The organism is Nesterenkonia sp. Act20, assembly GCF_019173455.1.
Lineage (GTDB): Bacteria > Actinomycetota > Actinomycetes > Actinomycetales > Micrococcaceae > Nesterenkonia.
This window is the reverse complement of sequence record NZ_JADPQH010000002.1, coordinates 789187-814687: the sequence shown is the minus strand read 5'-3', so window position 1 is coordinate 814687 and position 25501 is coordinate 789187. Positions and strand designations below refer to the sequence as shown.

24 protein-coding genes and 1 pseudogene are annotated in these 25501 nt (G+C 67.5%); 12 read left to right on the top strand and 13 right to left on the bottom strand.

Annotated features, from left to right (window positions below):
• Positions 1-18: 18 nt before the first annotated feature.
• Positions 19-726: a uracil-DNA glycosylase gene (locus IY716_RS13485; protein WP_218222153.1), complete on the bottom strand. Its 708-nt coding sequence runs from the start codon at positions 724-726 to the stop codon at positions 19-21.
• 102 nt (positions 727-828) lie between these two features.
• On the opposite strand from IY716_RS13485, the gene IY716_RS13480 reads away from it, so the two are divergent.
• From IY716_RS13480 to IY716_RS13470, 3 genes are all read left to right on the top strand, one after another.
• Positions 829-1062: a DUF3263 domain-containing protein gene (locus IY716_RS13480; RefSeq protein WP_192592141.1), complete on the top strand. Its 234-nt coding sequence runs from the start codon at positions 829-831 to the stop codon at positions 1060-1062.
• A gap of 84 nt (positions 1063-1146) precedes the next feature.
• Positions 1147-1785 (top strand): LytR C-terminal domain-containing protein, encoded by a 639-nt coding sequence (locus tag IY716_RS13475; RefSeq protein ID WP_218222152.1) that lies wholly within the window; start codon positions 1147-1149, stop codon positions 1783-1785.
• A gap of 19 nt (positions 1786-1804) precedes the next feature.
• The gene (locus IY716_RS13470; protein WP_218222151.1) at positions 1805-2578 is read left to right on the top strand and encodes an SDR family NAD(P)-dependent oxidoreductase; all 774 of its coding nucleotides are present in this window, start codon (positions 1805-1807) and stop codon (positions 2576-2578) included.
• Positions 2579-2676: 98 nt separating this feature from the next.
• Here the strand turns inward: IY716_RS13470 and IY716_RS13465 are convergent, their stop codons facing one another.
• The 4 genes from IY716_RS13465 to IY716_RS13450 form a co-directional block, all read right to left on the bottom strand.
• Positions 2677-4134, bottom strand: a complete 1458-nt coding sequence (locus tag IY716_RS13465; protein WP_218222150.1) for a benzaldehyde dehydrogenase — start codon at positions 4132-4134, stop codon at positions 2677-2679.
• An 88-nt stretch (positions 4135-4222) separates the two neighbouring features.
• Entirely contained in the window at positions 4223-5440 is a 1218-nt protein-coding gene (locus tag IY716_RS13460; RefSeq protein WP_218222149.1) for a 4-hydroxybenzoate 3-monooxygenase, read from the bottom strand.
• A 131-nt stretch (positions 5441-5571) separates the two neighbouring features.
• Positions 5572-6321, bottom strand: a complete 750-nt coding sequence (locus IY716_RS13455) for an IclR family transcriptional regulator (protein ID WP_218222148.1) — start codon at positions 6319-6321, stop codon at positions 5572-5574.
• A 30-nt stretch (positions 6322-6351) separates the two neighbouring features.
• Positions 6352-7734, bottom strand: coding sequence for an MFS transporter (locus IY716_RS13450; protein WP_218222147.1), 1383 nt, complete (start codon positions 7732-7734; stop codon positions 6352-6354).
• 178 nt (positions 7735-7912) lie between these two features.
• Here IY716_RS13450 and IY716_RS13445 point away from each other — a divergent pair, with 178 nt between their 5' ends.
• The 6 genes from IY716_RS13445 to pcaC all read left to right on the top strand — a co-directional run bounded on the left by IY716_RS13445 (position 7913) and on the right by pcaC (position 12822).
• A complete protein-coding gene (locus tag IY716_RS13445; protein ID WP_255316775.1) occupies positions 7913-8656 on the top strand; it encodes an IclR family transcriptional regulator in 744 nt (247 codons plus the stop codon).
• A 143-nt stretch (positions 8657-8799) separates the two neighbouring features.
• Positions 8800-9597: a protocatechuate 3,4-dioxygenase subunit beta gene (pcaH, locus tag IY716_RS13440; RefSeq protein ID WP_218222146.1), complete on the top strand. Its 798-nt coding sequence runs from the start codon at positions 8800-8802 to the stop codon at positions 9595-9597.
• A 2-nt stretch (positions 9598-9599) separates the two neighbouring features.
• The gene (gene pcaG, locus IY716_RS13435; RefSeq protein ID WP_218222145.1) at positions 9600-10181 is read left to right on the top strand and encodes a protocatechuate 3,4-dioxygenase subunit alpha; all 582 of its coding nucleotides are present in this window, start codon (positions 9600-9602) and stop codon (positions 10179-10181) included.
• A 23-nt stretch (positions 10182-10204) separates the two neighbouring features.
• The gene (locus IY716_RS13430) at positions 10205-11620 is read left to right on the top strand and encodes a lyase family protein (RefSeq protein ID WP_218222144.1); all 1416 of its coding nucleotides are present in this window, start codon (positions 10205-10207) and stop codon (positions 11618-11620) included.
• On the top strand, positions 11613-12428 hold the full coding sequence (locus tag IY716_RS13425) for an alpha/beta fold hydrolase (RefSeq protein WP_218222143.1): 816 nt from the start codon (positions 11613-11615) through the stop codon (positions 12426-12428). Before IY716_RS13430 ends, IY716_RS13425 begins: the two co-directional genes overlap by 8 nt.
• The gene (gene pcaC / locus IY716_RS13420) at positions 12421-12822 is read left to right on the top strand and encodes a 4-carboxymuconolactone decarboxylase (protein ID WP_218222142.1); all 402 of its coding nucleotides are present in this window, start codon (positions 12421-12423) and stop codon (positions 12820-12822) included. Before IY716_RS13425 ends, pcaC begins: the two co-directional genes overlap by 8 nt.
• A 63-nt stretch (positions 12823-12885) precedes the next feature.
• Here the strand turns inward: pcaC and IY716_RS13415 are convergent, their stop codons facing one another.
• Positions 12886-14121 (bottom strand): lipid II:glycine glycyltransferase FemX, encoded by a 1236-nt coding sequence (locus IY716_RS13415; RefSeq protein ID WP_369699722.1) that lies wholly within the window; start codon positions 14119-14121, stop codon positions 12886-12888.
• Between the two features lie 258 nt (positions 14122-14379).
• Here IY716_RS13415 and groL point away from each other — a divergent pair, with 258 nt between their 5' ends.
• Entirely contained in the window at positions 14380-16017 is a 1638-nt protein-coding gene (gene groL, locus IY716_RS13410; protein ID WP_218222140.1) for a chaperonin GroEL, read from the top strand.
• Positions 16018-16103: 86 nt separating this feature from the next.
• Here groL and IY716_RS13405 read toward each other — a convergent pair whose 3' ends face one another.
• The 6 genes and pseudogenes from IY716_RS13405 to IY716_RS13380 form a co-directional block, all read right to left on the bottom strand.
• Positions 16104-16394 carry a WXG100 family type VII secretion target gene (locus IY716_RS13405; RefSeq protein ID WP_218222139.1) on the bottom strand — a complete coding sequence of 97 codons (291 nt, stop codon included), beginning with the start codon at positions 16392-16394 and terminating at the stop codon, positions 16104-16106.
• Between the two features lie 188 nt (positions 16395-16582).
• A complete protein-coding gene (locus IY716_RS13400) occupies positions 16583-18139 on the bottom strand; it encodes a HAMP domain-containing sensor histidine kinase (protein WP_218222138.1) in 1557 nt (518 codons plus the stop codon).
• Between the two features lie 60 nt (positions 18140-18199).
• A complete protein-coding gene (locus tag IY716_RS13395) occupies positions 18200-18928 on the bottom strand; it encodes a response regulator transcription factor (protein ID WP_036473118.1) in 729 nt (242 codons plus the stop codon).
• Between the two features lie 136 nt (positions 18929-19064).
• Positions 19065-20722: pseudogene (locus tag IY716_RS13390) on the bottom strand (DNA repair helicase XPB).
• The gene (locus tag IY716_RS13385; protein ID WP_218222137.1) at positions 20719-22935 is read right to left on the bottom strand and encodes a helicase-associated domain-containing protein; all 2217 of its coding nucleotides are present in this window, start codon (positions 22933-22935) and stop codon (positions 20719-20721) included. Before IY716_RS13385 ends, IY716_RS13390 begins: the two are co-directional and overlap by 4 nt.
• A gap of 1 nt (position 22936) precedes the next feature.
• Positions 22937-23200, bottom strand: coding sequence for a cell division protein CrgA (locus IY716_RS13380; RefSeq protein WP_218222136.1), 264 nt, complete (start codon positions 23198-23200; stop codon positions 22937-22939).
• Positions 23201-23304: 104 nt separating this feature from the next.
• Here IY716_RS13380 and IY716_RS13375 point away from each other — a divergent pair, with 104 nt between their 5' ends.
• A complete protein-coding gene (locus tag IY716_RS13375) occupies positions 23305-23688 on the top strand; it encodes a cold-shock protein (RefSeq protein ID WP_192592159.1) in 384 nt (127 codons plus the stop codon).
• A 2-nt stretch (positions 23689-23690) separates the two neighbouring features.
• Entirely contained in the window at positions 23691-24164 is a 474-nt protein-coding gene (locus IY716_RS13370; RefSeq protein WP_218222135.1) for a DUF3027 domain-containing protein, read from the top strand.
• An 84-nt stretch (positions 24165-24248) separates the two neighbouring features.
• Here the strand turns inward: IY716_RS13370 and serC are convergent, their stop codons facing one another.
• On the bottom strand, positions 24249-25367 hold the full coding sequence (gene serC, locus IY716_RS13365; RefSeq protein WP_218222134.1) for a phosphoserine transaminase: 1119 nt from the start codon (positions 25365-25367) through the stop codon (positions 24249-24251).
• Between the last annotated feature and the right edge of the window lie 134 nt (positions 25368-25501).

Below are 25501 nucleotides of genomic sequence, written 5' to 3'. Positions count from 1 at the left end.
AGGCAGATCCGGCCTCCATCAGTCGGCGGGCTCTGCCGCGCCGAGTCGCCAATCCACCGGGGCGGCGCCCAGCTGCTCAAGAGCCTCATTGGCGCGCGAGAACGGCCGGGAGTCGAAGAATCCCCGCCGTGCCGAGAGCGGCGAGGGGTGCGGGCTGGTGATGACCGCCGTATGTGCTCCACTGTTGAGCAGCGGTTCCATGGCGCGAGCGTCTGCACCCCAGAGGATCGAGACCAGCGGGGTGCCGCGGTCCACCAGCGCCTGCAGGGCCGCGGCGGTGATCTGCTCCCAGCCGATCCGACGGTGAGAACCAGCAGCGCCCGCCGTCACGGTGAGCACGCGGTTGAGCATCAGCACCCCCTGCTGCGCCCAGGCCGTGAGGTCGCCGTGGTGGCTGCGCGGAATGCCGAGGTCGTTCTCGATCTCGGTGAAGATGTTGAGCAGGCTGCGTGGCAGCGGACGCACCTGCGGGTCCACTGCGAAGGACATGCCGATGGCGTGCCCGGGGGTCGGGTAAGGGTCCTGGCCGAGGATGACGACTTTGACCTCTGCGAAGGGCTGGCGGAAGGCGCGCAGGATCAGATCCGCCGGAGGGAGCACGTGCTCGCCGGAAGCCCTGCGGGTAGTCAGCTCATCCCGCACGGCATCGAATCGGCTGGATTCGGCGGCGAGGGCCTGTTGCCATCCGGGTTCCAGCGGGGCCACCAGGTCTGAGGAGAGTTCCATCCACCCCACTGTAGAGAGTTGACCTGGTTGAACACACCGTCGCACCGCCATCCCCCCGATATTCCAAGAATGCCCAACGCCCCGCCGTAAGATGACGGGGAGATGATTTCAGAGCAGGAGAAGAAGATACTCGGGCTGGAGCGCCAGTGGTGGAAGTACGCCGGCGCAAAGGACGAGGCCATCACCGAGCAGCTGGCGATGTCTGCCGTCGCGTACTATCAGGCGCTGAACCGGCTGATCGACACCGAGGCAGCCCTTGCCCATGACCCGATGCTGGTCAAGCGACTGCGCCGCCAGAGGGAGGCTCGGCATCGTGCTCGCGCCACCCGTCGCTAGTCATGAGCGCCAGCCTGAAATGGCCCGTCACCGGCTGCGGTCGGCGACACCCAGCACCGCACCCGCACCTTGAGGACAGGATCTATGAGTCAGCACCCACACGATGAGTTCGACGACGTCCCGCCCTACCAGACGGGGGAAGCCGGCAAGCACCGGTCTCCCGGCGCCGCCGGAACGGGCGCCGCAGGCGGCAGCGGCTTCCGCTGGATCGCGCTGCTGGCGGGCTTCGTCCTGCTGGTGGGAGCGTTCGCCTATTTCATCGTGCCGATGCTCACCAACGCCGACTCCGAGTCCGAGACTGGTGAGCCCGAAGAGACGGTGACCGAATCCGGAGAAGCCTCCGCAGAGGAGGGTGCCGAGGGTGAGGACGCCGAAGGGTCCGCCGATGGAGAAGGTGCCGCGGAAGGTGGCGAGGCCGAGGGCCCGCAGCCAGCCACTGACACCGAGACCCCCGTCCAGGTCGCGAACTACCAGGGAATCTCCGGCGGAGCGACGGCGATGGGAGCCGAGCTCGAGGGCCTGGACTACAACGTGGTCTGGGAGGGCAACTGGAACTTCGAAGAGCGCGCCGACACCCCCGCCGTGGTCTACCCGGCCGGCGCGGGCGAGGCGGAGATCGCCCAGGCCGAGTCCCTTGCCGAGAACTTCGACACCGCCGCTCCCGAGGAACACCCCGACGTCAGCTACGTCACGCTGATCATCGGCTCCGAGTACGAGGGCTGATCACGCACAGGAGGACTGCATGGATCTGGAGGGTGCCAGCGCCGTCGTGACTGGCGGCGCCTCGGGCCTCGGGCACGCCACCGCCCGGGCACTTGTCGAGGCAGGGGCCCAGGTCGTGGTGGTGGATCTCCCCGATGCCGCAGGCAGTGCAGTCCGCGCTGAGGCCGTGGCGTCCCTCGGCGAGAACGCAGTCTTCTGGCCCGGCGATGTGACCGAACCGGACACGCTCCTCGGTGCCGTCAGCGCGGCAGTCGAGCGGGCCCCGCTGCGAGCGGCGGTGAGCTGCGCCGGAATCGCCACGCCGGGGAAGCTGGTGGGGCGAACCGGCCCGCTCTCGCACAGCGAGTTCATGAAGGTGCTCTCGATCAACGTCGGTGGCACGCTCAGCCTGATGTCTCACGCGGCGGAAGCGATGCGAGGCAACGCTCCTTCTGCCGGGGACCGTGGCGTGCTGATCAACACCGCCTCCGTGGCAGCCTTCGAGGGCCAGATCGGCCAGATCTCCTACGCGGCCTCCAAGGGTGCGGTCGCCTCCATGACGCTTCCAGCGGCCCGCGAACTCGCCGGCGATGGAATCCGAGTGGTCGCCATCGCCCCAGGACTCTTCGAGACTCCGATGCTCGCCGGGATGCCGGAGAAGGCCCGGGAGTCGCTGCGCTCCAAGGCGCTGCACCCGGCGCGGCTGGGCGAGCCCGAGGACTTCGCTGCGCTGGTCATGGCGATTCTGGCCAATCCGATGCTCAATGGAGAGACCATCAGGCTCGACGGCGCGGTCCGCCTCGAGCCCAGATAGGCATCGGGACTCAAGGAGCTTGACCGAGAGATGCGCAGGTGTGCGCGACTCTTCGCCGCGCGCACCTGCGCATCTTCATTCGCTGGGGCAGGCGTGGCCTAGAACGGGTACGGTGCGATCTCCGGGCGCAGCGTGAGCCACTGCAGCTCGGTGAAGGACTCCATATTCGCCTGATGCCCGCCCACGCGGGTGCCGTTCCCGGAATCTCCGAAGCCGCCGAAGGGCGCATTGGCCTCGTCCGAGATGGTCTGCTCGTTGATGTGGATCTTTCCTGAGCGGACGCGGTCAGCGATCTTCATGGCTTCTCCGACCTCACCCAGGATGGACAGTGAGAGTCCGTAAGGACTGGCGTTGGCCAGCTCGACGGCTTCGTCGACAGTGCTGAACTTCATCACCGGCGCGACCGGACCGAAGATCTCCTCGGACCAGGCCGGGCTCTCGGTGGAGAGGTCGGTGAGCACCGTAGGGCGGTAGAAGGGTCCGTCGTAGGTGCCGCCTGCCGCGATCCTGCCGCCCCCGAGCACCGATTCCTGGACGATCGAATCGATGCGCTTGAGCTGGTTCTCATCGATGATCGGTCCCAGCGCGACCTCTTCGGAGGCCGGGTTCCCCACGGGGATTCCCTCGGCCTTCTCTGCAAGTCGCTTCACGTACTCCTCATAGATGTCTTCATGAACCAGATGGCGACCCGTGGTCATGCACACCTGGCCCTGGTGCATGAAGGAGCCGAACGCGGCCGCCGAGGCTGCGCGATCCAGGTCGGCATCGGGCAGCACGATCATGGCGTTGTTTCCACCGAGCTCCAGATGAGCCCGCTTGAGCAGTCTGGCGCAGGCCTCGCCGATGTGCCTGCCGGCTTCGGTTGAACCGGTGAAGGCGACGACCCTGACTTCCGGCGCTTCGACCACTGCGGTCCCCGTCTCGCGGCCGCCCGGGAGCAGCTGCAGCAATCCGGTGGGCAGTCCCGCCTCCTCGAACACCCGGGCCAGCACGACGCCGCCTGCCACCGAGGTCCGCGGGTCTGGTTTCAGCAGCACCGCATTGCCCAGTGCCAGGGCGGGGGCCACGGCGCGGATGGAGAGGATCAGCGGAAAGTTGAACGGCGCGATGACCGAGACGACGCCGACGGGCAGTCGACGCGACTGCGACCAGCGGTCCTCATTGGTGGCCAGCACATCGCCCTGCGGCAGTGAGGGAAGGGCAGAGGCTTCGTAGCATTCGTCTGCGGCGACCATCGTCTCCAGGCCAGCCTTCGGAGGGATGGACCCCGCCTCACGGATGATCCAGGACTGGATCTCTTCGGCATGTTCCTCGAAGAGCTGACCGGCCCGGCGCAGCACCGCCGCTCGTTCCCGCGGAGTCTTCGCCGACCATTCTCGCTGCGCCTCTGCGGCCTGGGTGGCGGCGGTCAGCACGTCGTCGCGTGACGCCGTGGCCACACTGCCCAGCGTCTCACCGGTGGCCGGTTCGATCACGGTGTAGTCGGGGTCCTGGCCTGCTCGCCAGCCGTTGATGTAGAGCTTGCCGCCCCATGTCTCTGGGTCCAAGAGCTTCATTGGTCTCTCCTTGTTCGGGTTGAATGCTTCGACGGTGTCTGCTGGTGCATCGGACGCAGGCTGTGCAGCTGCGGTCTGACGTCGGGGGTCAGTCACTCCAGCCGGTGTAGGAATCGGCGAAATAGGCCTGTCCATGGACAGACTGGGTGATCGCGTCGAACTCGCCGCGCCGGCGCTTATGCGTGAACGGATTCTCCTCGGGCTGCCGATGCAGCAGGTTGGTGGCCCAGTAGGAGAAGTTCTGCGCCTTCCAGACCCGGTCCAGGGCAGTCCGGGAATACTGACGCAGCGGCTCCGGAGTCTCGACCACAGCGGATGGGGTCTGTTCGCGCAGCTCTGTGAAGAACTCCGCGACTCGGGGCACCAGCGCGCGCACGTCGGAGAAGGCGAGATTCAGGCCCTTGGCGCCGGTGGGTGGCACGGTATGGCCGGCGTCGCCGGCGAGCACGAGTCGGCCGTGACTCAGCGGGTCACAGACATAGGACCTGAAGGGCAGCACGGTCTTCTCGATGATCGGACCGCGTTTGAGCTGGACCTCCCCGTCGACTCCGAGGACCTGCTGGATGTGGTCGAAGATCGCCTCCTCGGTCCACTCCTCCGGATCGGTGTCCGGATCACACTGGAAGTACATCCGCTGGACGGACTCGTTGCGTTGGGAGATCAGCGCGAAGCCGATCTCGGAGTTCGCGTAGATCAGTTCCGGTGCGGTGGGCGGCGCCTCGCAGAGGATCCCGAACCAGGCGAAGGGGTAGGAGATGAAATGATCCGTGCGGACGTCTTCAGGGATGAGCTTGCGGCACATCGACCGCGAGCCGTCGGTGCCGACGATCAGGTCGGCTTCGATGCTGCGGCCCTGTCCCTGTGCGTCGGTGAAGGTGATTTGTGGAGCAGCAGTGTCGATCCCCTCGACCGTGGTCTCGGTGACGGCCCAGTGGATCTCGCCGCCTTCTCGCTGCCAGGCCGTGGCCAGATCGTGGAAGACCTCATTCTGCGGGTAGAGCCACACCGATCGGCCCACCAGTGCTTGGAAATCGATGCGTCGTTGGATGCCGTCGAAGCTGAGCACCGTGCCCTCATGCTCATGGCCATCGGTGAGCACCCGGGAGCCTACATCGGCCTCGACGAGCATGTTCACCGTGGGAGCCTCGAGTATCCCGGCGCGCTGGGTGTGGCGGATCTGTTCCTGGGTGCGGGTCTCGATGACTGCGGCGCTGATGCCGCGACGCTTCAGCAGCAGTGCGGTCATCAGCCCGGCGGGACCTCCACCCACGATCCCCACATCGACCCGCGTCCTGTGCTCGGTCATATCGCTCCTTCTCGCGTCGGCCGCTCGTTCCGAGCCGCATGAGCCTCAGTCTGCTCAGCTTATGTGTCCGGCGCCACAAGCATCCCATTGAATGCGAGACCAAGGAGGGAGGGTGCGGAGGGCAACGGGGTTTAGGCGTTGCTGCCGACCTCGCGCTGGATGCCCCGCGCTGCGATCTGCAGCATCTGCACCCAGGGTGCGGGACGACGGGCGACGTCGTCGTCGTCGGTCACCACCCCCAGAGCGGCCACCACTGAGCGGCCGCGCTGTCGGATCGGGACCGCCACCCCGGTCACCTGCGGCTCGATCACGCCGGTCTGGGCGCAGTACCCCTGCTGGCGGACCTGCTCAAGGCGGTCCTCGGCGATCATCTGAGTGCCCGCGGGGCTCTTCTCGGCGTGATGGGTGCGGTAGAACTCCCGAAACTCCATCGAGGCGTGGGCGAGCAGCACGATTCCGGTGGCGGAGACATGAAGCGGCAGGCGACCGGCCACTCCGCCGTGGATGCGGGGGGCCTCTCGAGCGGAGAGTCGGTCCACGAACAGCACCTCGTGGCCCTCGACGACACCCAGCTGCACGTGCTGACCCATCACCGCATGCACGTCAGAGAGATAGGGCCTGGCCCGAACGGCAAGACGCATCGTGGGGGCAGACCGGTTCGTCATCTCCCAGAGCCGTGTGCCGACCATGTAACCCGCCGGCAGTGACTCCAGCCACCCGAGCTCGACCATGTCCCGGCACAGGCGATGCGCCGTCGCCGGAGGCAGCCCGGAGCGTCGTGAGATCTCTGCGGCGCTGAGCAGGCTGTCCGCGGCGGAGAACGTCGAGAGCACCCGGTCGAGCCGGGCGAGGACCGAGTCGCCGCTGGGGGAGTTTGCCATGGATCACATGCTAGCTCTCGGGTCCCTCGTTCAATCCTTGCCCGCCGCGACCTCGGCCCGTACCTCGCTTGCAGTGCGCTGGTGCAGGGTGATCGGCAGGACCACGACGGCGGCAAGCGCAACGATCACACCTGCACCGATGTAGAGGATTCCCGGCGTGGCTCCCAGGTCCAACAGGGCTCCCACGGCGATCGGGGCGAGGATGGCTCCGGTGCGTCCCACGCCCAGCGCCACACCTACACCGGTGGAGCGGAGCCGAGGCGTATATGTCATGGGCGCGATCGTGTAGATGCCGGAGATGCAGCCATTGATGATCAATCCCAGCAGCACGCCGGCGACCAGCGCGGCCGGCAGCCACGAGGTGGAGCTGATGAAGACGATGAACATGACACCAGAAGCGACGGCGAACACCGCCTGAACGCGTCGCACGTCCCAGCGAGAGGCGAACACGCCGTAGAGGACAGCGCCGATGGTGCCCCCGATCATGAGCATGATGCCGCCGAAGATGCCCTCTTCGGTGGAGAACCCGACCTCGGTGAGCAGCTGCGGGGTCCACGTGTTGGCGAAGTAGAAGCCGAACATCACGATGAAGAACATGGCCCACAGCAACAGTGTGCTGCGTCGGTTCTCCGGGCTCAGCAACTGGGCGTAGGAGTTTCTAGAGGCACCGGCCGTGGTTCTCGAATCCTCGTCGTAGTTCTCCAGCGTCACCGGCCCGCTGATGCCCATGCGGGAGGCGATCACCTCGGCGCGGCGCTGCTCGGCACCGTCGTCCGAGGCCTGCGTGCTCACTGAGCGCGCTGCCAGGAAATCCAGTGATTCAGGCATCTTGAGGCCGACGAACACCACTGCCACGACGGTGACCAGGCCACCAAGCACAAAGACCGACTGCCAGCCAAGAGTGCCGATCAGGGGAATGGCGGCGAGACCGCCCAGGGTTGCGCCCACGGGGTAGCCGGCCGCGTAGATGCTCATGCAGAGGCCGCGGTGCTTGGCGTTGGAGTACTCCGAGACCAGAACCGTGCCCGAGGTGAGGATGCCGCCCACGCCGAGTCCGGTGATGACCCGCCAGATCATGAGTTCCGGCATGGATGACGCTGTCGCAGAGAGGAAGAGTCCGGCGGCGTTGATGATCATAGCGATCATGAGCATGCGGCGGCGGCCGAAGCGGTCGGCGAAGGGGCCGACCCAGATGGCCCCGATCGCCATGCCGATGAGCCCGCCGCTGAGCAGCAGACCCAGCTGGGTCCCGGAGAGCTCGAGTGCTTCGCTGACGGGGTTGGCGGTGAAGGCCATGGCCTGCACGTCATAGCCGTCGAGACCCATGAGGGCAGTTGCAAGTGCCACGACAAACCACTGGTATCGGCTCATAGGTCGAGAGTCGATGGTCTCCCGGAGGCTGTACTGGGTCATGGGTTTCTCCTTCATACCGGCGAGTTCTCGTGTTTCAGCTCACAAGACTCGTTGGACGCTAGTCGGTGGTGACCCAAGGCACAATTGGATGCTGAACCTTCTGCCTCACTGTTCATTGAATGAGCAGACGCTTGACCAGGGGCGACGCAGGTGGGGCGCCGCCACGTACTCTTGCGACATGGCAAATTCGCCCAGTGGTGACGCGGTGCTGGACCGTGCGATGCGGCTGCTGGCAGTGCTGGAGACCCGACCCAGCCTTCCTGCCGGTGAGCTCATCGCGGCGGCGGGTCTTCCCAAGACCACGGGTTACCGTCTGGTGCGGCAGATGCGGAGCATGGGGCTGCTCGGCAGCTCCGCCTCCGGGGAGCTGGTGCTGGGTCGGCGACTCTGGGAGATCGCGCAGAGCGCCCCGATCAATCGCACGCTGCGCGCCGCCGCGCTTCCCTTCATGCATGATGTCAACGCGGTGGTGCGCCAGACCACCCAGCTGGCGGTCCTCGACGAGCAGGGGGTGCTCATCGTGGAGCGGCTTTCCCGCCATGGGGCGGTGGCCAACCCCGCCGAGGTGGCGACCACGATGCCCGCGCACCTGACCTCTATGGGGCATGTGCTGCTGGCCCATTCGCCCGCGCATGTGGTGGAGAACTGGTGGGCCGCGCGACAGGAGCTGATCACCCAGACGCGCCCGGAGCTGCGTCGAGAACTTGCCGAGGCGCGGGCCCGCGGTCACGCGTTGTTGGCCGGCGTGATCAACGAGGAGACCGCCGGGGTCTCGGTGCCGGTGCTCGACGCCAAGGGATATGCCATGGCCGCGCTGACCGTGGTGGTGCCGCGTGATTCGCCGGAGATCCCGCAGTTCCTGATGGCGCTGCAGACGGCGGGGCGTGGGATCAGCCGCGCGATCGAGGGCATGGAGCACTGAATGATGAGGGCTGAGCGACGGGACACCGAGCCATTCAATGGCAATGCTGTGGCGTGGGTCATTGCTGGACCGCACACTGGGTGAGAATCAGATCACACTTCGGCGCCTATGTGCTGCCGGACCCAGCAAGGAGCGAGAGTCCCATGGCCGAGAAGACCACGAACCCGGACGCCGCCGTGACCTCCCAGGCGGAGATCGATGCGGAGATCTCCGCCATCCACCAGGACTACCGGACTCAGCGCGACGCCGGAGGGGTCGAGGAGACCAACGCCCGGCTGAACTTTCCGCCCTACCGCAGCTCGCTGCTGCGCCACCCGACGAAGTCGCTGCATCACACCGACCCGGAGGATATCGAGCTGCACAGCCCGGCCTTCGGTCACCGCGACGTCTCGCCGCTCGAGGCCGATCTGACCATCCAGCACAATGGCGAGCCCATCGGAGAACGGATCATCGTGACCGGACGGGTCCTTGACGGCGATGGTCGACCCGTGGCCGGCCAGCTCGTGGAGGTCTGGCAGGCCAACGCCGCCGGACGATATATACATAAGCGCGACCAGCACCCCGCGCCGCTGGACCCGAACTTCACCGGGGCGGGGCGCGCCCTCACCGGGCCCAACGGAGAGTACAGCTTCACCACGATCAAACCCGCGCCGTATCCGTGGAAGAACCACCACAACGCGTGGCGCTCGGCGCATATCCACTTCTCACTCTTCGGCACCGACTTCACCCAGCGCATCGTGACCCAGATGTACTTCCCCGGGGACCCGATCTTCGATCTGGACCCGATCTACCAATCCATCACCGACCAGGCCGCCCGGGATCGCCTGGTCGCCACCTACGACCACTCGGTCTCCCAACATGAATGGAACACCGGCTACCGTTGGGACATCGTGCTCTCCGGGAGCAACCGCACCTGGGCCGAAGAGGAAGAGGAGCATTGAGCATGAAACTGACCCCAACCCCGGGCCAGACCGTGGGCCCCTTCTTCGCCTTCGGGCTGGCCTTCGCCGGCGGTGAAGACCTGGTGGACCGCACGCATCCGGATGCCGTGCGACTCCACGGCACCGTGTACGACGGCGACGGCGTGCCCGTCCCGGATGCCGTCGTGGAGCTCTGGCAGGCCGACCAGCATGGGGCCATCTCCCAGGAGCACGGTTCGCTGCACCGTGATGGCTACACCTTCACCGGGTGGGGCCGGGCGGCGGTGGATCCCAACGGTCATTACTCCTTCACCACAGTGGAGCCCGGCAGCACAGGAGCGGGCGTCGCCCCGTACTTCCTGCTGACGGTCTTCGCCCGCGGGCTCATGGATCGGCTGTTCACCCGCGCCTACCTCCCCGAACCCGTCGAGGCGGGGGACCAGGACCGACTGCTGAGCTCCGTGCCTGAAGAGCGCCGCGGGACCCTTCTGGCCACCCGCGACTCCGACGGTGGCCTGCGCTTCGACATCCATCTGCAGGGAGCTCTCGAGACCGTCTTCCTGACCTATCCCAACACCCCGCAATTCACCGGCCCGCTGGGCTGACCGACAGGAGCGTGCCCCCAGTCATGACCGGACCCTTCGGACTCCTCGCCCCTGTATGGGCCGGCACTTCGACCGCGCAGCTGATGTCCGAGGACGCTGTCCTGAAGGCGATGCTGCGTGTGGAGGCCGCCTGGGCGCAGATCCTGGTCGAGGCCGGTGAAGCCGAGCCCGCCAGCGCGGCGGCCATCCAGCGAATCAGCGACGCTCCGGCGCGCGCCGGCCTGAGCACACAGGAGATCGCCGCATCCAGTCCCGGCGGGGGCAACCCGGTGATCCCGATGCTTGCCGCCGTCCGCGCCCTGCTGAAGCAGCGGGGCGACTCCGATGCTGCGCTGCACCGCGGCGCCACCAGCCAGGACATCCTGGACACGGCACTCATGCTCCTGGTCCATGAGGCCGTCCGGGGCGTCGGCAGGGATCTGCGCCGCGCCGGAGACGCGCTGAGCAGGCTCAGCCAGGAGCACCGCGAGACGCTGTGTGTGGCGCGCTCACTCACCCAGCATGCCCTCCCCACCAGCTTCGGGCTGCGCGCCGCGGGATGGCTCGACGGACTGACTCTCTCCCTGCAGCGTCTGGAGAGTGCAGCTGAGCGGCTGCCGCTGCAGTGGGGCGGCGCCGCCGGCACCCAGGCCTCCCTGCAGGACGCGTTCGGCGACGAAAAGACCAGTGCGATGACTGCGGCCCTGGCCGCCCGCCTGGGTCTGGCGCCCATGCGCCGGCCTTGGCATACCCAGCGCCAGGCCATCCTGGAGATCTGCTCCGCCCTGGCCGGAGTGTTGGCGCAGCTGGGCAAGGCGGCAGGGGACGTGTTGACCCTGCAGCGGCCCGAGATCGCCGAAGTGCGCGAACCCCAGGCGGCTGGTCGTGGCGGATCCTCAGCCATGCCGCAGAAGCAGAACCCGGTGCTCTCCACCCTGATCCGTTCGGCGGCGCTCGCGGGCCCCGGTCAGCTGAGCACGGTGTACGCCGCAGCCACGGCTGCCGAGGACGAGCGGCCGGCCGGCGGCTGGCACGCCGAGTGGCCCAGCCTCACCGAACTCGTGCGACTCACCGGCGGCGCGTCGGCCCGGGCGGCCGAACTGTTCGAGGGACTCCAGGTGCGCCCCGAGTCTATGCGGAGGAACCTTGCCCTCAGCGGCGACGCGGTCCTCAGCGAGCGTGTGCTCGCACGGCTGAGCGGCACCTTCCCCGGCGGAAAAGAGGCCCTTCAGCAGCTGCTCAAGCGCAGCGCCGTCGACGGTCTGCCCCTGCGCAGCCTGCTCCAAAAGCAGCTTCAGGCTCACGAACTGAGCACCGACGGGCTGGACCAGCTGCTGGACCCCACGGGGTATCTTGGCCGTGCCCACGAGTTCATCGCCACCGCCGTCGCAGATTTTCGCGAGGTCTCCGGCGCAGCCGAGACCCACGCGCCAGCAGAAGGAGCCGCCGACCATGTCTGAACCAGTCCTCACTCTCACCCCGCAGCTGCTCACCGGTTCGCCGGAGGATCTGCGCACCGGCAGCCGTCCCGTGCTCGTGCTCGGTCCATCCCTGGGCACCAGTGTCTCGGTCCTCTGGGGCTCGACCCTGCCGCACCTCGAGGAGCGATTCACCGTGATCGGCTGGGACCTGCCCGGACACGGAGACGCGGCGCCGTTCACCGAGCGGTTCGAGATCTCCGACATCGCTGACGCGGTCGAGTCGCTCGTGGCCGATCTCCACGCCACTCACGGCCTGCCGGAGCACCTCCCGGTCTACGCGGCCGGGGTCTCCATCGCCGGCACCGTGAGCCTGATGCTGTCCCTGCGACCCAGCACGAGGTTCACTCGACTGGTGGCGCTGTGCACCGCGGCGAAGATCGGTGATCCCCAGATGTGGGCCGAGCGGGCGGAGCTGGTCAGCCGTGCGGGCACCCCCACGATGGTCGAGGGCTCGGCGCAGCGGTGGTTCGCGCCGGGGTTCATGGCGAAGAATCCCGCTATGGTCACTTCGCTGCTGAACTCGCTGCAGCATACGGACCGGCATTCCTACGCCCAGGCCTGCCGCGCACTCGGACGCTATGACCTCACGGCTGAGTTGGACGGGATCGCCCGCCCGCTGCTGGTGATCAGCGGGGCCGAGGATCCGGTGGCTCCGCCGTCCGCGGTCCAGGACATCGCCGGCGCCGGCCTGGCCACCACCGCCGTGCTCGACGGCGTGGCGCACCAGGCCCCCGCCGAAGCCCCCGAAGCCACCGCCAGCCTGCTCAAGGAGTTCCTGCATGACTGAATCGACCTATGACAAGGGCATGAAGGTGCGCCGCGAAGTGCTCTCGGACGCCCATGTGGACCGGGCGGAGGCGAAGAAGGACGCGTTCACCGAGGACTTCCAGGAGCTCATCACGAACTACGCCTGGGGCAGCATCTGGACCCGACCAGGTCTGAACCGCACCACCCGCTCGGCGATCACGCTCACGGCGCTCATCGCCGGAGGCTACTGGGAAGAGCTGGAGATGCACATCCGCGCCGCGCTGCGCAATGGACTGTCTGAGGAGGAGATCAAAGAGGTCTTCCTCCAGTCTGCGATCTACTGCTCAGTGCCCGCCGCGAACACGGCGTTCAGCATCGGTCGCCGCGTGCTCGAGGAGGAGCGCTCCGCCTCAGAGGAACGCCCAGCCTCATGAGAAACGCTGCGCCTCGGGAGCAGAAGGAGCGTCCCGCGGCTCAGGGCCGCTCCATGCAGCCGCTCAGCGCCGGGCCATATAGACGGAGAAGGCCTTCGCCAGCAGCGGGTTGACCGGGTAGTCCCACTCGCCGAGCGTCTGGACCACATCTGCGCCCATCGTGGTCTTGAAGCGGGTCAGTCCCGCCAACGGGTACTCGGGGTCCAGCGAGGGGCTGAGCCCGCCCAGGTCATACCACTGGCAGCCGGCCTCCAGGGAGTCCTCGATCTGGCGCAGCTGCAGCGCCCGCGGGGCATAGCGCTTGCGCTCTTCCCCGGAGGAGGCGCCATAGACGTACCAGGCGAACTTACCCTGCCGCACGTAGATGGCGGCGGCGAGGAGCTGATCCTCGAAGTGCGCGAGGTAGAGCGTGCACTGGCTCAGGGGGGAGGCGTTGAGCTCCCGGTGCATGTTCTGGAAGTAGGAGAGCGGCCGGCCGGTGAAGCCGTCCCGCTCAGCGGTTTCGGTGTAGAGCTTCTGCCAGGCGGGGAGGTCTGACTCGTCGCCCACGCTGATGCTCAGCTCGGAGCGGGTGGACTTCTTGGTCTGTCGACGCGAGGACTGATCCATCCGTGCCAGGACCTCATCGATCGACAGGGGCTCTCCCTGCTCGTCGGTCAGCGGGATGCGGGCCTGGTACTGGGGCTGCCCGGCCTCGAAGTCGGTGCTCGGAGCGGGTGGCTGGAAGCCGAGCTCGCGGAGCTGCTGCTGCCAGGTCTCGGTCTGGGTGGATCCCACCGTGCTGGATCCGGCGGCCACCGATCCGGGCACCCCGGTGTCCAGGGGTGTGAGCTCCGCGATGCTGGTGTTCTCCCCGGCGGCGAGCGCCCGTCGGACCTCCTTCGCCTCCCAGCGGCGCAGCACTCCGGGCAGCCCCACGCGGATCAGGAACGCCCCGGAGGACTTCAGGTGATCGATCAGCGGCGGAAGGATGCGGTGCAGGTCGGCGGTGCCGGACTCCATCACCGGACCCTCGGCCATATAAGCGAGTCCCTTGCCGCCCAGCACCGGCACGGCGGCCGGGATCGGAAGACGACGGAAGAGCACCAGAGTGGCGGCCACCGGCGACGCATCGGCGGGGGCCGACGGGTCGAAGACGCCGAGGCTCTGTGACTCCCACTCCCGCTTCACCTCAGGCCATCGCGGATTCTGCAGGAAGGACGACAGGGCCTGATCAGCCAGGAAGCGCGTGTGCTCCTCCACGCTGATCGGGCGAACGTCGTACGGAGCGGCAGCGCCGGAATCTGTTTGCTCAATCACCACCCCAGCGTACCGTCTGCGCCGTGGGCTGAGGGGTTTGCACTCACCAGGGGAGAGTGCTAAAAATTGACTAGCACTCTCGTGTCGAGACTGCTAGAGGAACCTGAGCAGGTGAGGCCACACAGATGTTCCCGGTGACGCGGGAACGGCCGTCCGTCGCGGGCACCTGGAATGGTTCGACCCAGCAGACGCGAACACGTCTGACAGTCACACACCACGGCTTGAGACAAGCCGAGTCCAGGAAGGACACGCGCCACTATGGCAAAGACTATTGCATTCGATGAAGAGGCCCGCCGCGGCCTCGAGCGCGGACTGAACGTCCTCGCCGATGCCGTCAAGGTCACCTTGGGTCCCCGCGGCCGCAACGTCGTGCTGGAGAAGTCCTGGGGAGCCCCCACGATCACCAACGACGGCGTCTCCATCGCCAAGGAGATCGAGCTGGACGACCCCTACGAGAAGATCGGCGCCGAGCTGGTCAAGGAGGTCGCCAAGAAGACCGACGACGTCGCAGGCGATGGCACCACCACCGCCACCGTCCTCGCCCAGGCCCTGGTCAAAGAGGGTCTGCGCAATGTCGCCGCAGGCGCTGATCCGATGGCGCTCAAGCGCGGCATCGACAAGGCCGTCGAGTCCGTCACCGCCGAGCTGTTCAAGTCCGCCAAGGAGATCGAGACCACGGAGCAGATCGCTGCCACCGCATCGATCTCTGCCGCTGATCCGCAGATCGGCGCGCTGATCGCTCAGGCGCTGGACAAGGTCGGCAAGGAAGGTGTCATCACCGTCGAGGAGTCCAACACCTTCGGTCTTGAGCTTGAGCTCACCGAGGGCATGCGCTTCGACAAGGGCTACCTCTCGGGCTACTTCGTCACCGACGCCGAACGTCAGGAAGCGGTCCTGGAGGACCCCTACATCCTGATCGCCAACTCCAAGATCTCCTCGGTCAAGGACGTCATCGGCGTTCTTGAGCAGGTCATGCAGTCCGGCAAGCCGCTGCTGGTCATCGCTGAGGATCTCGAGGGTGAAGCCCTCGCCGCACTGGTGGTCAACAAGCTCAAGGGCACCTTCAAGTCCGTGGCCGTGAAGGCACCGGGCTTCGGTGACCGCCGCAAGGCCATGCTGGCCGACATCGCCATCCTCACCGGTGGTCAGGTCATCGCCGAAGAGGTCGGCCTGAAGCTGGAGAACACCACGCTGGAGCTGCTGGGCACTGCCCGCAAGGTCGTCGTCACCAAGGACGAGACCACCATCGTCGAAGGTGCGGGCGACGCCGACGAGATCGCCGGACGCGTGGCCCAGATCAAGGCCGAGATCGAGAACACCGACTCGGACTACGACCGTGAGAAGCTGCAGGAGCGCCTGGCGAAGCTGGCCGGCGGCGTGGCCGTCATCAAGGCCGGCGCCGCCACCGAGGTCGAGCTCAAGGAGCGCAAGCACCGCATCGAAGATGCAGTGCGCAACGCCAAGGCAGCTGTGGATGAGGGCATCGTCGCCGGCGGCGGCGTGGCGCTGATCCAGGCCGGTGCGCGCGCCTTCGCCTCGCTGGAGCTCACCGGCGATGAGGCCACGGGTGCCAACATCGTGAAGTTCGCGGTGGAAGCACCGCTGAAGCAGATCGCCATCAACGCCGGCATGGAAGCCGGCGTCGTCGCCGAGAAGGTTCGCGGTCTGCCCGATGGTCATGGTCTCAACGCCGCCACCGGCGTCTACGAGAACCTGCTCGAAGCCGGGGTCAACGATCCGGTGAAGGTGACCCGCTCTGCGCTGCAGAACGCCGCCTCCATCGCTTCGCTGTTCCTCACCACCGAGGCAGTCGTCGCCAACAAGCCGGAGAAGCACTCCGCCGGCGCAGGCGCCGAAGGCATGGATCCCATGGGTGGCATGGGCGGCATGATGTGATCATCTGATCACCTCGCCCCGGGCCAGCCCCGTTGAAGACCCCGTCGCAGACTCAGTCTGCGGCGGGGTCTTCTGCTGTGCCCGGCTCAGCGACCGAACATGGCGGTGTTCGCCGATTCCGTCTCCTCATACTGAGTCGACGCCGCGGTCATCGCCTGCCGCACACTGGCCAGTGACTGCTCCACCTGGGCCTGCGTGGAGCGCCACTGGGTCAGCACGTCCTGGAAGGCCATGGACGCTGAGCCCTTCCATGAATCCTGCAGCTGGCGCAGCTGGGATTCCATCGAGCTGACATCTGTCTGGATCCGGCTCAGCGTGGCCTCCACGGTCTGACTCTTCGCCAGCAGCTCCGCGGTGTCGATCTGAAGGATCGCCATATCTCTCTCCTTGCCCGGCCGGGCGCGCCCGGCGCTGGTCGGCGGTTCAGGCGGGGCCTGCTGCCCAGCCCTGATGCGGAGACTAGCCAGCCTGGGTCATCGGCGGGCCGCCGACGGGTTCGAGTGTGGAGAAGTGCGGCGAGGTGCCGGGAAGGGTGTGGCCTGGGGAAGAGCTGGATGCCGCGGCCTCACTCGGAGGCGTGGTGCTCCCGGGCTGCGGCACGGAGCTGGTCAAGCTCCTCGTCGTCGATGTCTGTCTCGTGGTCGCTCTGATCATCGGGGGCGACCATCGGCAGCCGCAGCGTCATGGTTGCGCCGCCGCCCTGCGTGGTGCTGTGGCGCACCGTGCCGTTATGCTGCGCGGCGATGGCGGCGCAGATGGCCAGGCCCAGCCCGGTGCCTCCGGTCTCCCGCTGACGGGAATTGTCGGCCCGGAAGAAGCGATCAAAGATCTTCGCCGCGTCCTCCTCGGCAATCCCTTCGCCGTGATCGCGGACCTCCAGGACCGCTTCGGTGGCGCCGTCCTCGCGGGTCTGCGTGCCCACGGCGAGCTCCAGCGGAGTCCCCTCAGGGGTGTAGCGCATGGCGTTGGTGACCAGGTTGGTGACGATCTGGCGGATCCGACCCTCGTCTCCGAGGGCCGGTGCCGGAGTGTCATCGGCGAGCCCGATGACCCGGGTGGTGCGATCCGGGGCGTTGACCGCCAGGTCCATGATCGCGTCGTGAGCGATCAGGTTCAGATCCAGCGGCGCCTGCTGCATGGGGCGTTGTTCATCGAGGCGAGCGAGTGTGAGCATGTCTTCGACCAGCTGGCCCATGCGCTTGGCCTCGGACTCGATCCGGCCCATGGCCATGCCGACCGCCTCCGGGTTGTCGCTGACTCCGCCCTGTCGATACAGCTCGGAGAATCCACGGATGGTCACCAGCGGGGTGCGCAGCTCGTGTGAGGCATCCTGGATGAAGCGCCGCATGTTCTCCTCCGAGGCGCTCTTGGCCTGGAAGGCGGCCTCGATGTGTTCGAGCATCACGTTCAGCGAGCGGGAGAGCCGCCCGATCTCCGTCTCGGGGGGAGCGGTGGTCTCCACCCGCTGGGAGAAGTCCCCTCCGGCGATGACAGCAGCAGTCTTCTCCACGTGGAACAGTGACCGGAAGGCCCGGGTGACCAGGGCGTAGGCAATGGTGGATGCGCCGAGGGTGGCCAGCAGGCCGATGGTGGCGACCAGGAAGGTCGCCCGCTCCACCGAAGTCTCCACCGGCTCCAGCGGCAGGCCGACGGCGAGCGAGTCCTCCCCGTTCTCCAGCGGTATGACGTGCACCCGCCAGCCGCGGGAGCCCGGCTCCGTGCCGGCGACGTCGAGATGCTCCCCGGCCTGCCAGAACTCGACGACCTCCTCGAAGGTCATGTTCGGGATCTCGGGGATGTCCCCGCCGTAGGTGGCTGCGTGAGTCGAGTTGGCCTGGAGCAGCTCTCCCTCGGAGTTCATCAGGATTCCGTAGAAGCGGAAGATGGACTGGCTGTCTCCGATCTCCGGAGCGCTGCGCCGGGTCAGATACATCGACACGCTGTTCGCATTGGCCGTGATGTCCTCGTCGAGGTTGCGCAGAAGCTCCTGGCGGAACAGCGAGGCGGAGACGAAGGTGGTCACGAAGAGGGTGAGCACCAGCAGCCCGGACATGATCAGCACCAGCTGCGTGCGCAGCGAGGCCCTGCGCCAGGTCTGGGTCAGGGAATGGATCGGACGCATACGACGACCTTACGTGCCGCTGGGAAGTTCAGGCGTGGCGGGAAGAAGCCCGCAGCGGACCTACAGCCCCTGCGATCGCTGGCGACGCTCCCAGGTCTGCAGCACGTAGCCCACGCCGCGCTTGGTCTGGATCATCGGGGCGCCCTCGGAGCCCGATTCGATCTTGCGCCGCAGGTAGGAGATATAGGACTCCACGATGGAGGCGTCTCCGTTGAAGTTGTACTCCCAGACGTGATCCAGGATCTGCTGCTTGGAGAGCACCCGGTTGGGGTTCATCATCAGGTAGCGCAGGAGCTTGAACTCGGTGGGGGAGAGCTCCACCATCTCGCCGCCGCGACGGACCTCATGGGCGTCGTCGTCGAGCTCGAGATTGTCCACCACGATGACGGCGTCCTCGTCCTCGAACGGGGCGGTGCGGCGCAGCACTGCGCGGATGCGGGCCACGACTTCATCCAGGGAGAACGGCTTGGTGACATAGTCGTCGCCACCCACGGTCAGTCCGGTGATCTTGTCGTCGGTGTCATCGCGTGCGGTGAGGAAGAGCACCGGGAAGTGCTTGCCCGCGGCGCGCAGCCGACGGGTGACGGTGAAGCCGTCCATATCGGGCAGCATCACGTCGAGCACCGCCAGATCAGGCTGGAACGTCTCCGCGGTCTCCAGCGCCTCGCGGCCATTTCCGGCCGCAGCGACCTCGAAACCGGCGAAGCGCAGCGAGGTGGCGAGCAGTTCGCGGATGTTGGGCTCGTCATCGACGACGAGCAGCTTGGCTTCAGGAGTCTTATCAGTCACTGGGCCAGTTTCCCTCTTGTTTCTGGGAGATTGCTGGACATATCCTGTCTGCAGCGTGGTGTCCGTCTGATCTCAACCGCTGCCGCCCATGCGCCGCTGCCGCGGATGCGCCGACGCCCCCGATACAGGCGCTGCGTCAGACGATGTCTTCCGCGTCCAGGATCGAGTAGCCGTAGCCCTGCTCGGAGAGGAACCGCTGCCGCCGCGCGGCGTACTCCATGTCCACGGTGTCCCGGGTGACCACGGAGTAAAAGTGCGCGCGCTTGGGATCTTCTCCCTCGGCAGTCTCGCCGGGCCGCAGCAGGCGGCCCAGTCGTTGAGCCTCCTCCTGCCGGGAGCCGAAGGTCCCGGAGACCTGGATCGCGACCGAGGCCTGGGGCAGGTCGATGGAGAAGTTGGCGATCTTGGAGACCACCAGCACTTCAAGCTCTCCCGCGCGGAAGGCATCGAACTGCTTCTGCCGCGCGGCGACCGAGGCTGAGCCGGTCAGCACCGGGGCCCCAGCTGTTCGCCGAGGCGCTCGAGCTGCTCGACGAACTGACCGATCACCAGCACCTGCTCGCCGAGATAGCGGTGCCTGTTCACCAATCGCGCCACGACGTCGTCCTTGACCTCGGCGCCGGCGGCGATGCGGTGGCGCTCCTTGTCCGGAGCCGCGGCGTAGTCCATGCGCAGCCCACGCGGAAGGTCGGTGCGGACCTCGATGCAGGTCGCCGGCGCGATCCATCCCTGCGCCTCCATCTGCTTCCAGGGCGTGTCATAGCGCTTGGGCCCGATCAGCGAGAAGACCTCGCGTTCGCGCCCGTCCTCGCGGATCAGCGTGGCTGTCAGTCCCAGCCGGCGGCGGGCCTGCAGATCGGCGGTCATCCGGAAGATCGGGGCGGGCAGGAGATGGACCTCGTCGTAGATGATCAGCCCCCAGTCATGCCCGTTGAGCAGCTCCAGGTGCGTGAAGAGCTCGTTCTTGCGCGAGGCCAGCACCTGGTAGGTCGCGATGGTGACCGGACGGACCTCCTTGCGTGCCCCGGAGTACTCGCCGATCTCCTCCTCGGTCAGCGAGGTGCGCTTGATCAGCTCTGCCTTCCACTGCCGGGCCGAGACCGTGGAGTTGACCAGGATCAGCGTGATGGTTCCGGAGGTCGCCATGGCCGCAGCACCGACCAGGGTCTTCCCCGCCCCGCAGGGCAGCACCACCACTCCGGAGCCGGCCTGCCAGAAGTTGTCCACGGCCTCCTGCTGATACCCGCGCAGCGCCCAGCCGTCCTGGCGCAGTTCGATCGGGTGTGCGGTGCCGTCCACGAACCCGGCGAGATCCTCCGCCGGCCAGCCCAGCCGCAGCAGCTGCTGCTTGAGCTCCCCGCGGGCCTGGCCGTGCACGGCGACGGTGGTGTCGTCGATCTGGGGTCCGAGCAGCGAGGTCAGCGTCTTGGCGTGGAGCACCTCGCTGAGGATCCCCTCCTCCTGGCTGCGCAGCACCAGGCCATGGACCGGGTCCTTCTCCAGGCGCAGCCGCCCGTAGCGGCTCATCGTCTCGGCGATGTCCACCAGCAGCGAATGCGGGACGGGGAAGCGTGAGTGGTTCAGCAGGGTGTCGACCACATACTCGGCGTCGAACCCGGCGGCCCTCGCATTCCAGAGCCCCAGCGGGGTGATGCGGTAGGTATGGATGTGCTCCGGCGCGCGCTCCAGGTCCGCGAAGGCGGCCACGGCACGGCGGGCCGCGTCGGCCTGCGGGTGATCGACCTCCAGCAGGACGGTCTTGTCCGACTGGACGATCAGCGGTCCATCAGTCATCTGTCTCCTTCGTGGCGGTGATGCACGTCTGACTCTTCCACGGCGGCGATGCGGTGCAGCATCACGACGGCCTCGCCCTCATCCTCACGCACCCGAATGCGGACCCTTCCGGCGTTCATGCCGGTGGGCACTCCCGTCACGTGGTGGGTGCTGCCCTGCGGGGACACGCGGGTCAGCGTCACGGAGCGCCGGCCGGCGAGCGCTGAGCGCAGCGTGCCGATCACATCTGAGGCCACCGAAGAGTCCGACGACGGCGCGGCCAGCCCCGCACGGCGAAGCGCGGCCGCCGCGGCGGCAACCTCCTCGGCGTCGGGGGCGCGCTGATGCGGGCTGGTGACCCTGGAGTGCTCCCAGGGGGAGGCCTCCAGGGTCCAGGAGGCCGTGTGTTCAGGGGAGGAGCCGAGCATCGGCGCCCCGGAGTCTCTGCTCTGCGTCGGTGCCGAGTTCGCGGTGCGGGCACTGTTGAACCCGGCCATGGTCAGCGCCTGTTCGAGCGCGGCGGGACCGACCTCGCAGACCAGCACATCCTCGCCGAGAACGTGGAGACCGAGTCCGCTCAGTTCCGGGTGCTGCATCAGGGCATCGCGCTGCTCGGCGTCGGTCACCCTCAGCCAGGCACCGGCCGGGGCGATCTGCACGCCGCGCCAGCTGCGCGCAGCATCGGTGATCTGCGTGCTCAGCGAGCTCGGCAGGGGGGTCAGGCTGTGCGTCTGCAACCAGGAGAGCATGGATGCCGCGCTCCAGCCGCGGGCAAGTCCGCGGTGCAGCGATTCCGTGCTGAAGCGGAAGGTGGGCACGGCTCCGTGACCCTCACGCTGGGCGAAGTCGCTCAACGCCGTCGCACTCGGCGCCGAAAGTGAGCCCGTGGCGATGGCGGTCAGGTCAGACTGCACCAGGATGGTGTCCACCTGGGAGGGGAGCGAGCGGCCCAGCTGCAGTGCGAGATGTGCCAGGCCCGCCGCCCAGGGCGTGCCCGAGGCTGCACCTTCCGAAGCCTCGGCAGATGACCCGGAGTCGAGCAGCGCCAGGCCGGTGGTGCTCAGCGTGCCCACTGCGAAGAGCCCGAGCCGCTCCGCCTCGCGCACCAGCCACGGCAGCAGATGTCCGACCCGTGCCCGGAGCAGCGGCCGGTCCCAGCCAAGGCGCTGAAGCAGGGTCCCGCGGAGGGCATCGGCGCCGGGGAGGTCATCCTCAGGCAGGTTCAGGACATAGAGCTGCCTTCGCGGAGCGGCGGCATCAGGAATGAGGTCACGCGCGGTCTGCAGCAGCACCCGGCGCAGCGCCTCGGCGTCCCCGCGCTGACGGTCCAGGGCCAGCGTCGGCGCGATCCTGCTGGTGGGATGGGGGCCGCGCAGCAGCATCGGCGCTCGCGGAGCGATCAGCCACCCGGAGACCAGCAGCTGATGCTGGTGTTCGCGGGCCGCAGTGCTCCATTGCTCAGCGAGTCTGCCCGGCGCCCACGCCTGGGAGTCGTTGAGCTCAATCAGCCCGCAGCTGGCCGTCAGCTCCAGCAGCCAGCCGATCTCGCCCACGCTCGCGTCCGATCCGACCGAGGCACCCAGGCCCGGCTCGAAGGCACCGCCGCGGGCGCCGGGGGCGGCCCCCCACCGGGTGGACTGCGCCACGATGCGGCGCAGCTCCCGCATCCCCACTCCTCCCGTGCGCAGGGTGGCCGCGGGGGAGTGGTCGAGCAGGCCGAGCAGCTCTGCGACGTCGTCCAAGAGGTCCGAGATCACCGAGAGCGAGGCGTTCTCGACCATCGCCGCCGAAACAGTGTCGGTTCCCTGCACCGGGGGATCCAGCTGGAGCAGGGCGGGAAGCTGCGGAAGTTGGGCCTGAAGCGAGTCCAGAATGTGCGGCATCCGCGCCGGGGTCTCCCAGGTGGACGGAGTCGTCGAGGGTTCTTCTGCGGCGAAGATCAGACCGGCCGTCTCCAACGAGGCGGCGGTCTCGGGGTCCACCTCGGAGGCCGGCGTCGGGGTCTGCGCAGCGGCGTCGCGGGTCAGCGTGCTGAGCAGGCGCAGCGCGGGGGCGTCGAGTCGCTGCAGGTGTGCACGGATGGAGGTCTCGGAACTCATCCGGATCGCCAGCACGGTGAGGTCCCCGGGAGCCTGGTGCAGCAGATCCGGGCGGACTGAGAGCAGGCGTGCGAGTTGGTCCTCGTCCCAGCGGGAGAGGCGATCAAGCAGGGATTCCAGGTTCAGCAGCGTCACTTCAGCCGAGGCCGCGGCGACGGCGCCCTGCCGAGAGCATCAGGTGCGCCAGCATCAGCACGAAGCCGAGCGGCAGCCCCCAGAGGCCGACGGCGTAGACCGCGGGATGAGGTTGGGTCTGCAGGAAATACATCACCAGGATGGCCGCCAGGGCGAGGCCGGAGAGGCCGGCCACCACCGTGCCGGACCACAGCAGCGCAGCTGACGCGCGGGAGGCGGCGCGCGGGCTCTCACCGCTCAGGGAGGCGCTGGTGGAAGTGGACATGGGTCGATTCTAGCGCGCGGGTTCTGGCTCGGGCGCCGACGGCGGTACTCTGGAGGCCTTGATCATCAGTACCCATCTCCAACGATTCATGAGGTAAGAGCACCGTGCCAACCGGGAAAGTGAAGTGGTTCGACGCCGAGAAGGGCTTCGGCTTCCTGACGTCAGATGACGGTCAGGAAGTGTTCCTGCACTCCTCCGCCCTGCCCGCGGGAGTTCCCAGCGTCAAGGCCGGTGCGCGCATGGAGTACGGCATCGCCGATGGCCGTCGCGGAAAGCAGGCGCTGTCTGTTCGTCTCCTCGAAGAGGCGCCCTCGGTGGCCCGGGCCTCGCGCAAGCCCGCCGAGGAGATGGCGGAGCTTGTTCAGGACCTGGTGAACGTGCTGGACAACTCCACCGGCCAGCTGCGCAACGGCCACTACCCGCAGACGGCCCAGTCCAAGAAGATCGCCGCCATGCTGCGCCGTGTGGCCGACGAGTTTGATGCCTGATGATGACTGAGCCCACCACCACCGAGTCCAACGCCGCCGAGCCCACCACCACCGAGTCCAACGCCGCCGAGCCCTCCACCACCGAGCCCGTCACCGCCGCGCCTGCTGCACGGCCACGTCGGCCCGCGAAGCCCAAGGCCGATCCGACCCTGGCGGAAGCTGTCGACTTCGCCCGCGCGGCGCTCGCTGAGATCACCGACGTTTCGCAGATCGGCGCGCACCTGAGCGTCAGCGCCGAGGCCGATCGCCTGCTCACTCACCGTTTCGCCGCAGACAAGCCCGGCTACCGCGGCTGGGAGTGGTTCGTCACCGTGGCGCGCGCTCCGCGCTCCAAGACGGTCACCGTCTGCGAGCTGGGGCTGCTCCCCGGTGAAGACGCTCTCATCGCACCGGAGTGGGTGCCCTGGCTCGAGCGCATGAACGACGAGGAGAAGGAAGCTCATCGGGTGGAGCAGGCGGAGTCCGGCGAGGACTGAGCCTCCGGTCGTCTCGACCGGGTCGATCCAGCAGTCGGTCGTATCGGCCGGTTCGACCCGCCCCCCGTCCCGCTAGACCTCGGCTCAGCGAGCCAGCACGTGGTCGATGCAGGTGAGCAGCCGCGTGATGTCCTCCGGGTCGATGGAGGTGAAGGTGGCGATCCGCAGCTGATTGCGGCCAAGCTTCCGGTAGGGCTCGACATCGACGATGCCGTTGGATCGGAGTGTCTTGGCGAGATCGGCGGCGTCGATCTCTTCGGCGAAGTCCACCGTGGTGATCACGTTCGAGCGTTCGGCCGGGTCGGCGACGAAGGGCTGGGCCAGCTCATGGGCCTCCGCCCAGGCATACACCCGTCCCGCAGAATCCGCCGTGCGCGCCGCAGCGAAGTCCATGCCGCCGTTGCCATTGAGCCAGCGGACCTGCTCATTGAGCGTGATCAGCGTGGCCAGTGCAGGAGTGTTGTAAGTCTGGTTCTTCCGGGAGTTCTCGATCGCGGTGGTCAGCTGCAGGAAATCCGGCACCCAGCGCTCGGCCTCGAGCTGCTCCGCCCGTTCGATGGCGGCCGGGGACATCATCGCCAGCCACAGGCCGCCGTCGGAGGCGAAGTTCTTCTGCGGGCCGAAGTAATAGGCGTCGGTCTCGGTGACGTCCACGGCGAGTCCACCGGCGGCCGAGGTGCCATCGATCAGCACCAGTGCACCCTCGTCAGCTCCTGGAACTCGCCTCACCGGCGCGGCCACGCCGGTGGAGGTCTCGTTGTGCGGCCACGCGTAGGCGTCCACACCAGCTTCGGCTGCCGGGCTCGGCAGCGTTCCCGGTTCCGCGCTGAGGATGCTGGAACGCTCGAGGAAGGGTGCCTTGTCGGTCGCCTGGGCGAACTTGGAGCCGAACTCGCCGAAGGCGAGATGCTGAGCCTTCCGCTGGACCAGGCCGAACGAGGCGATGTCCCAGAATGCGGTGGAGCCGCCGACGCCGAGGATCAGTTCGTACCCTTCCGGAGCGCCGAAGAACTGATGCAGTCCCTCACGGACCTCTGCGACCAGGTTCTTCACAGGGGCCTGTCGGTGAGAGGTCCCCAGCAGATTCATCCCCGCCGCGGAGAGAGCCTCGATCTGAGCTGGTCGTACTTTCGAGGGTCCGGCGCCGAAGCGGCCGTCCTGGGGCAGCATGTCGCGGGGGATGGTGATGTGCTGCTCAGACATGGAGACTCCTCTATAGGGCTGGGTTGCTGGTGTCGATCGGACGGGAGGCCCGGGGCTTCGTTGGTCGGGCGGGCACAACCGGTTCAGCACCATTGCCGGAGCGCTCAGGTGCCGATCTATGCTGTACAGCAGCT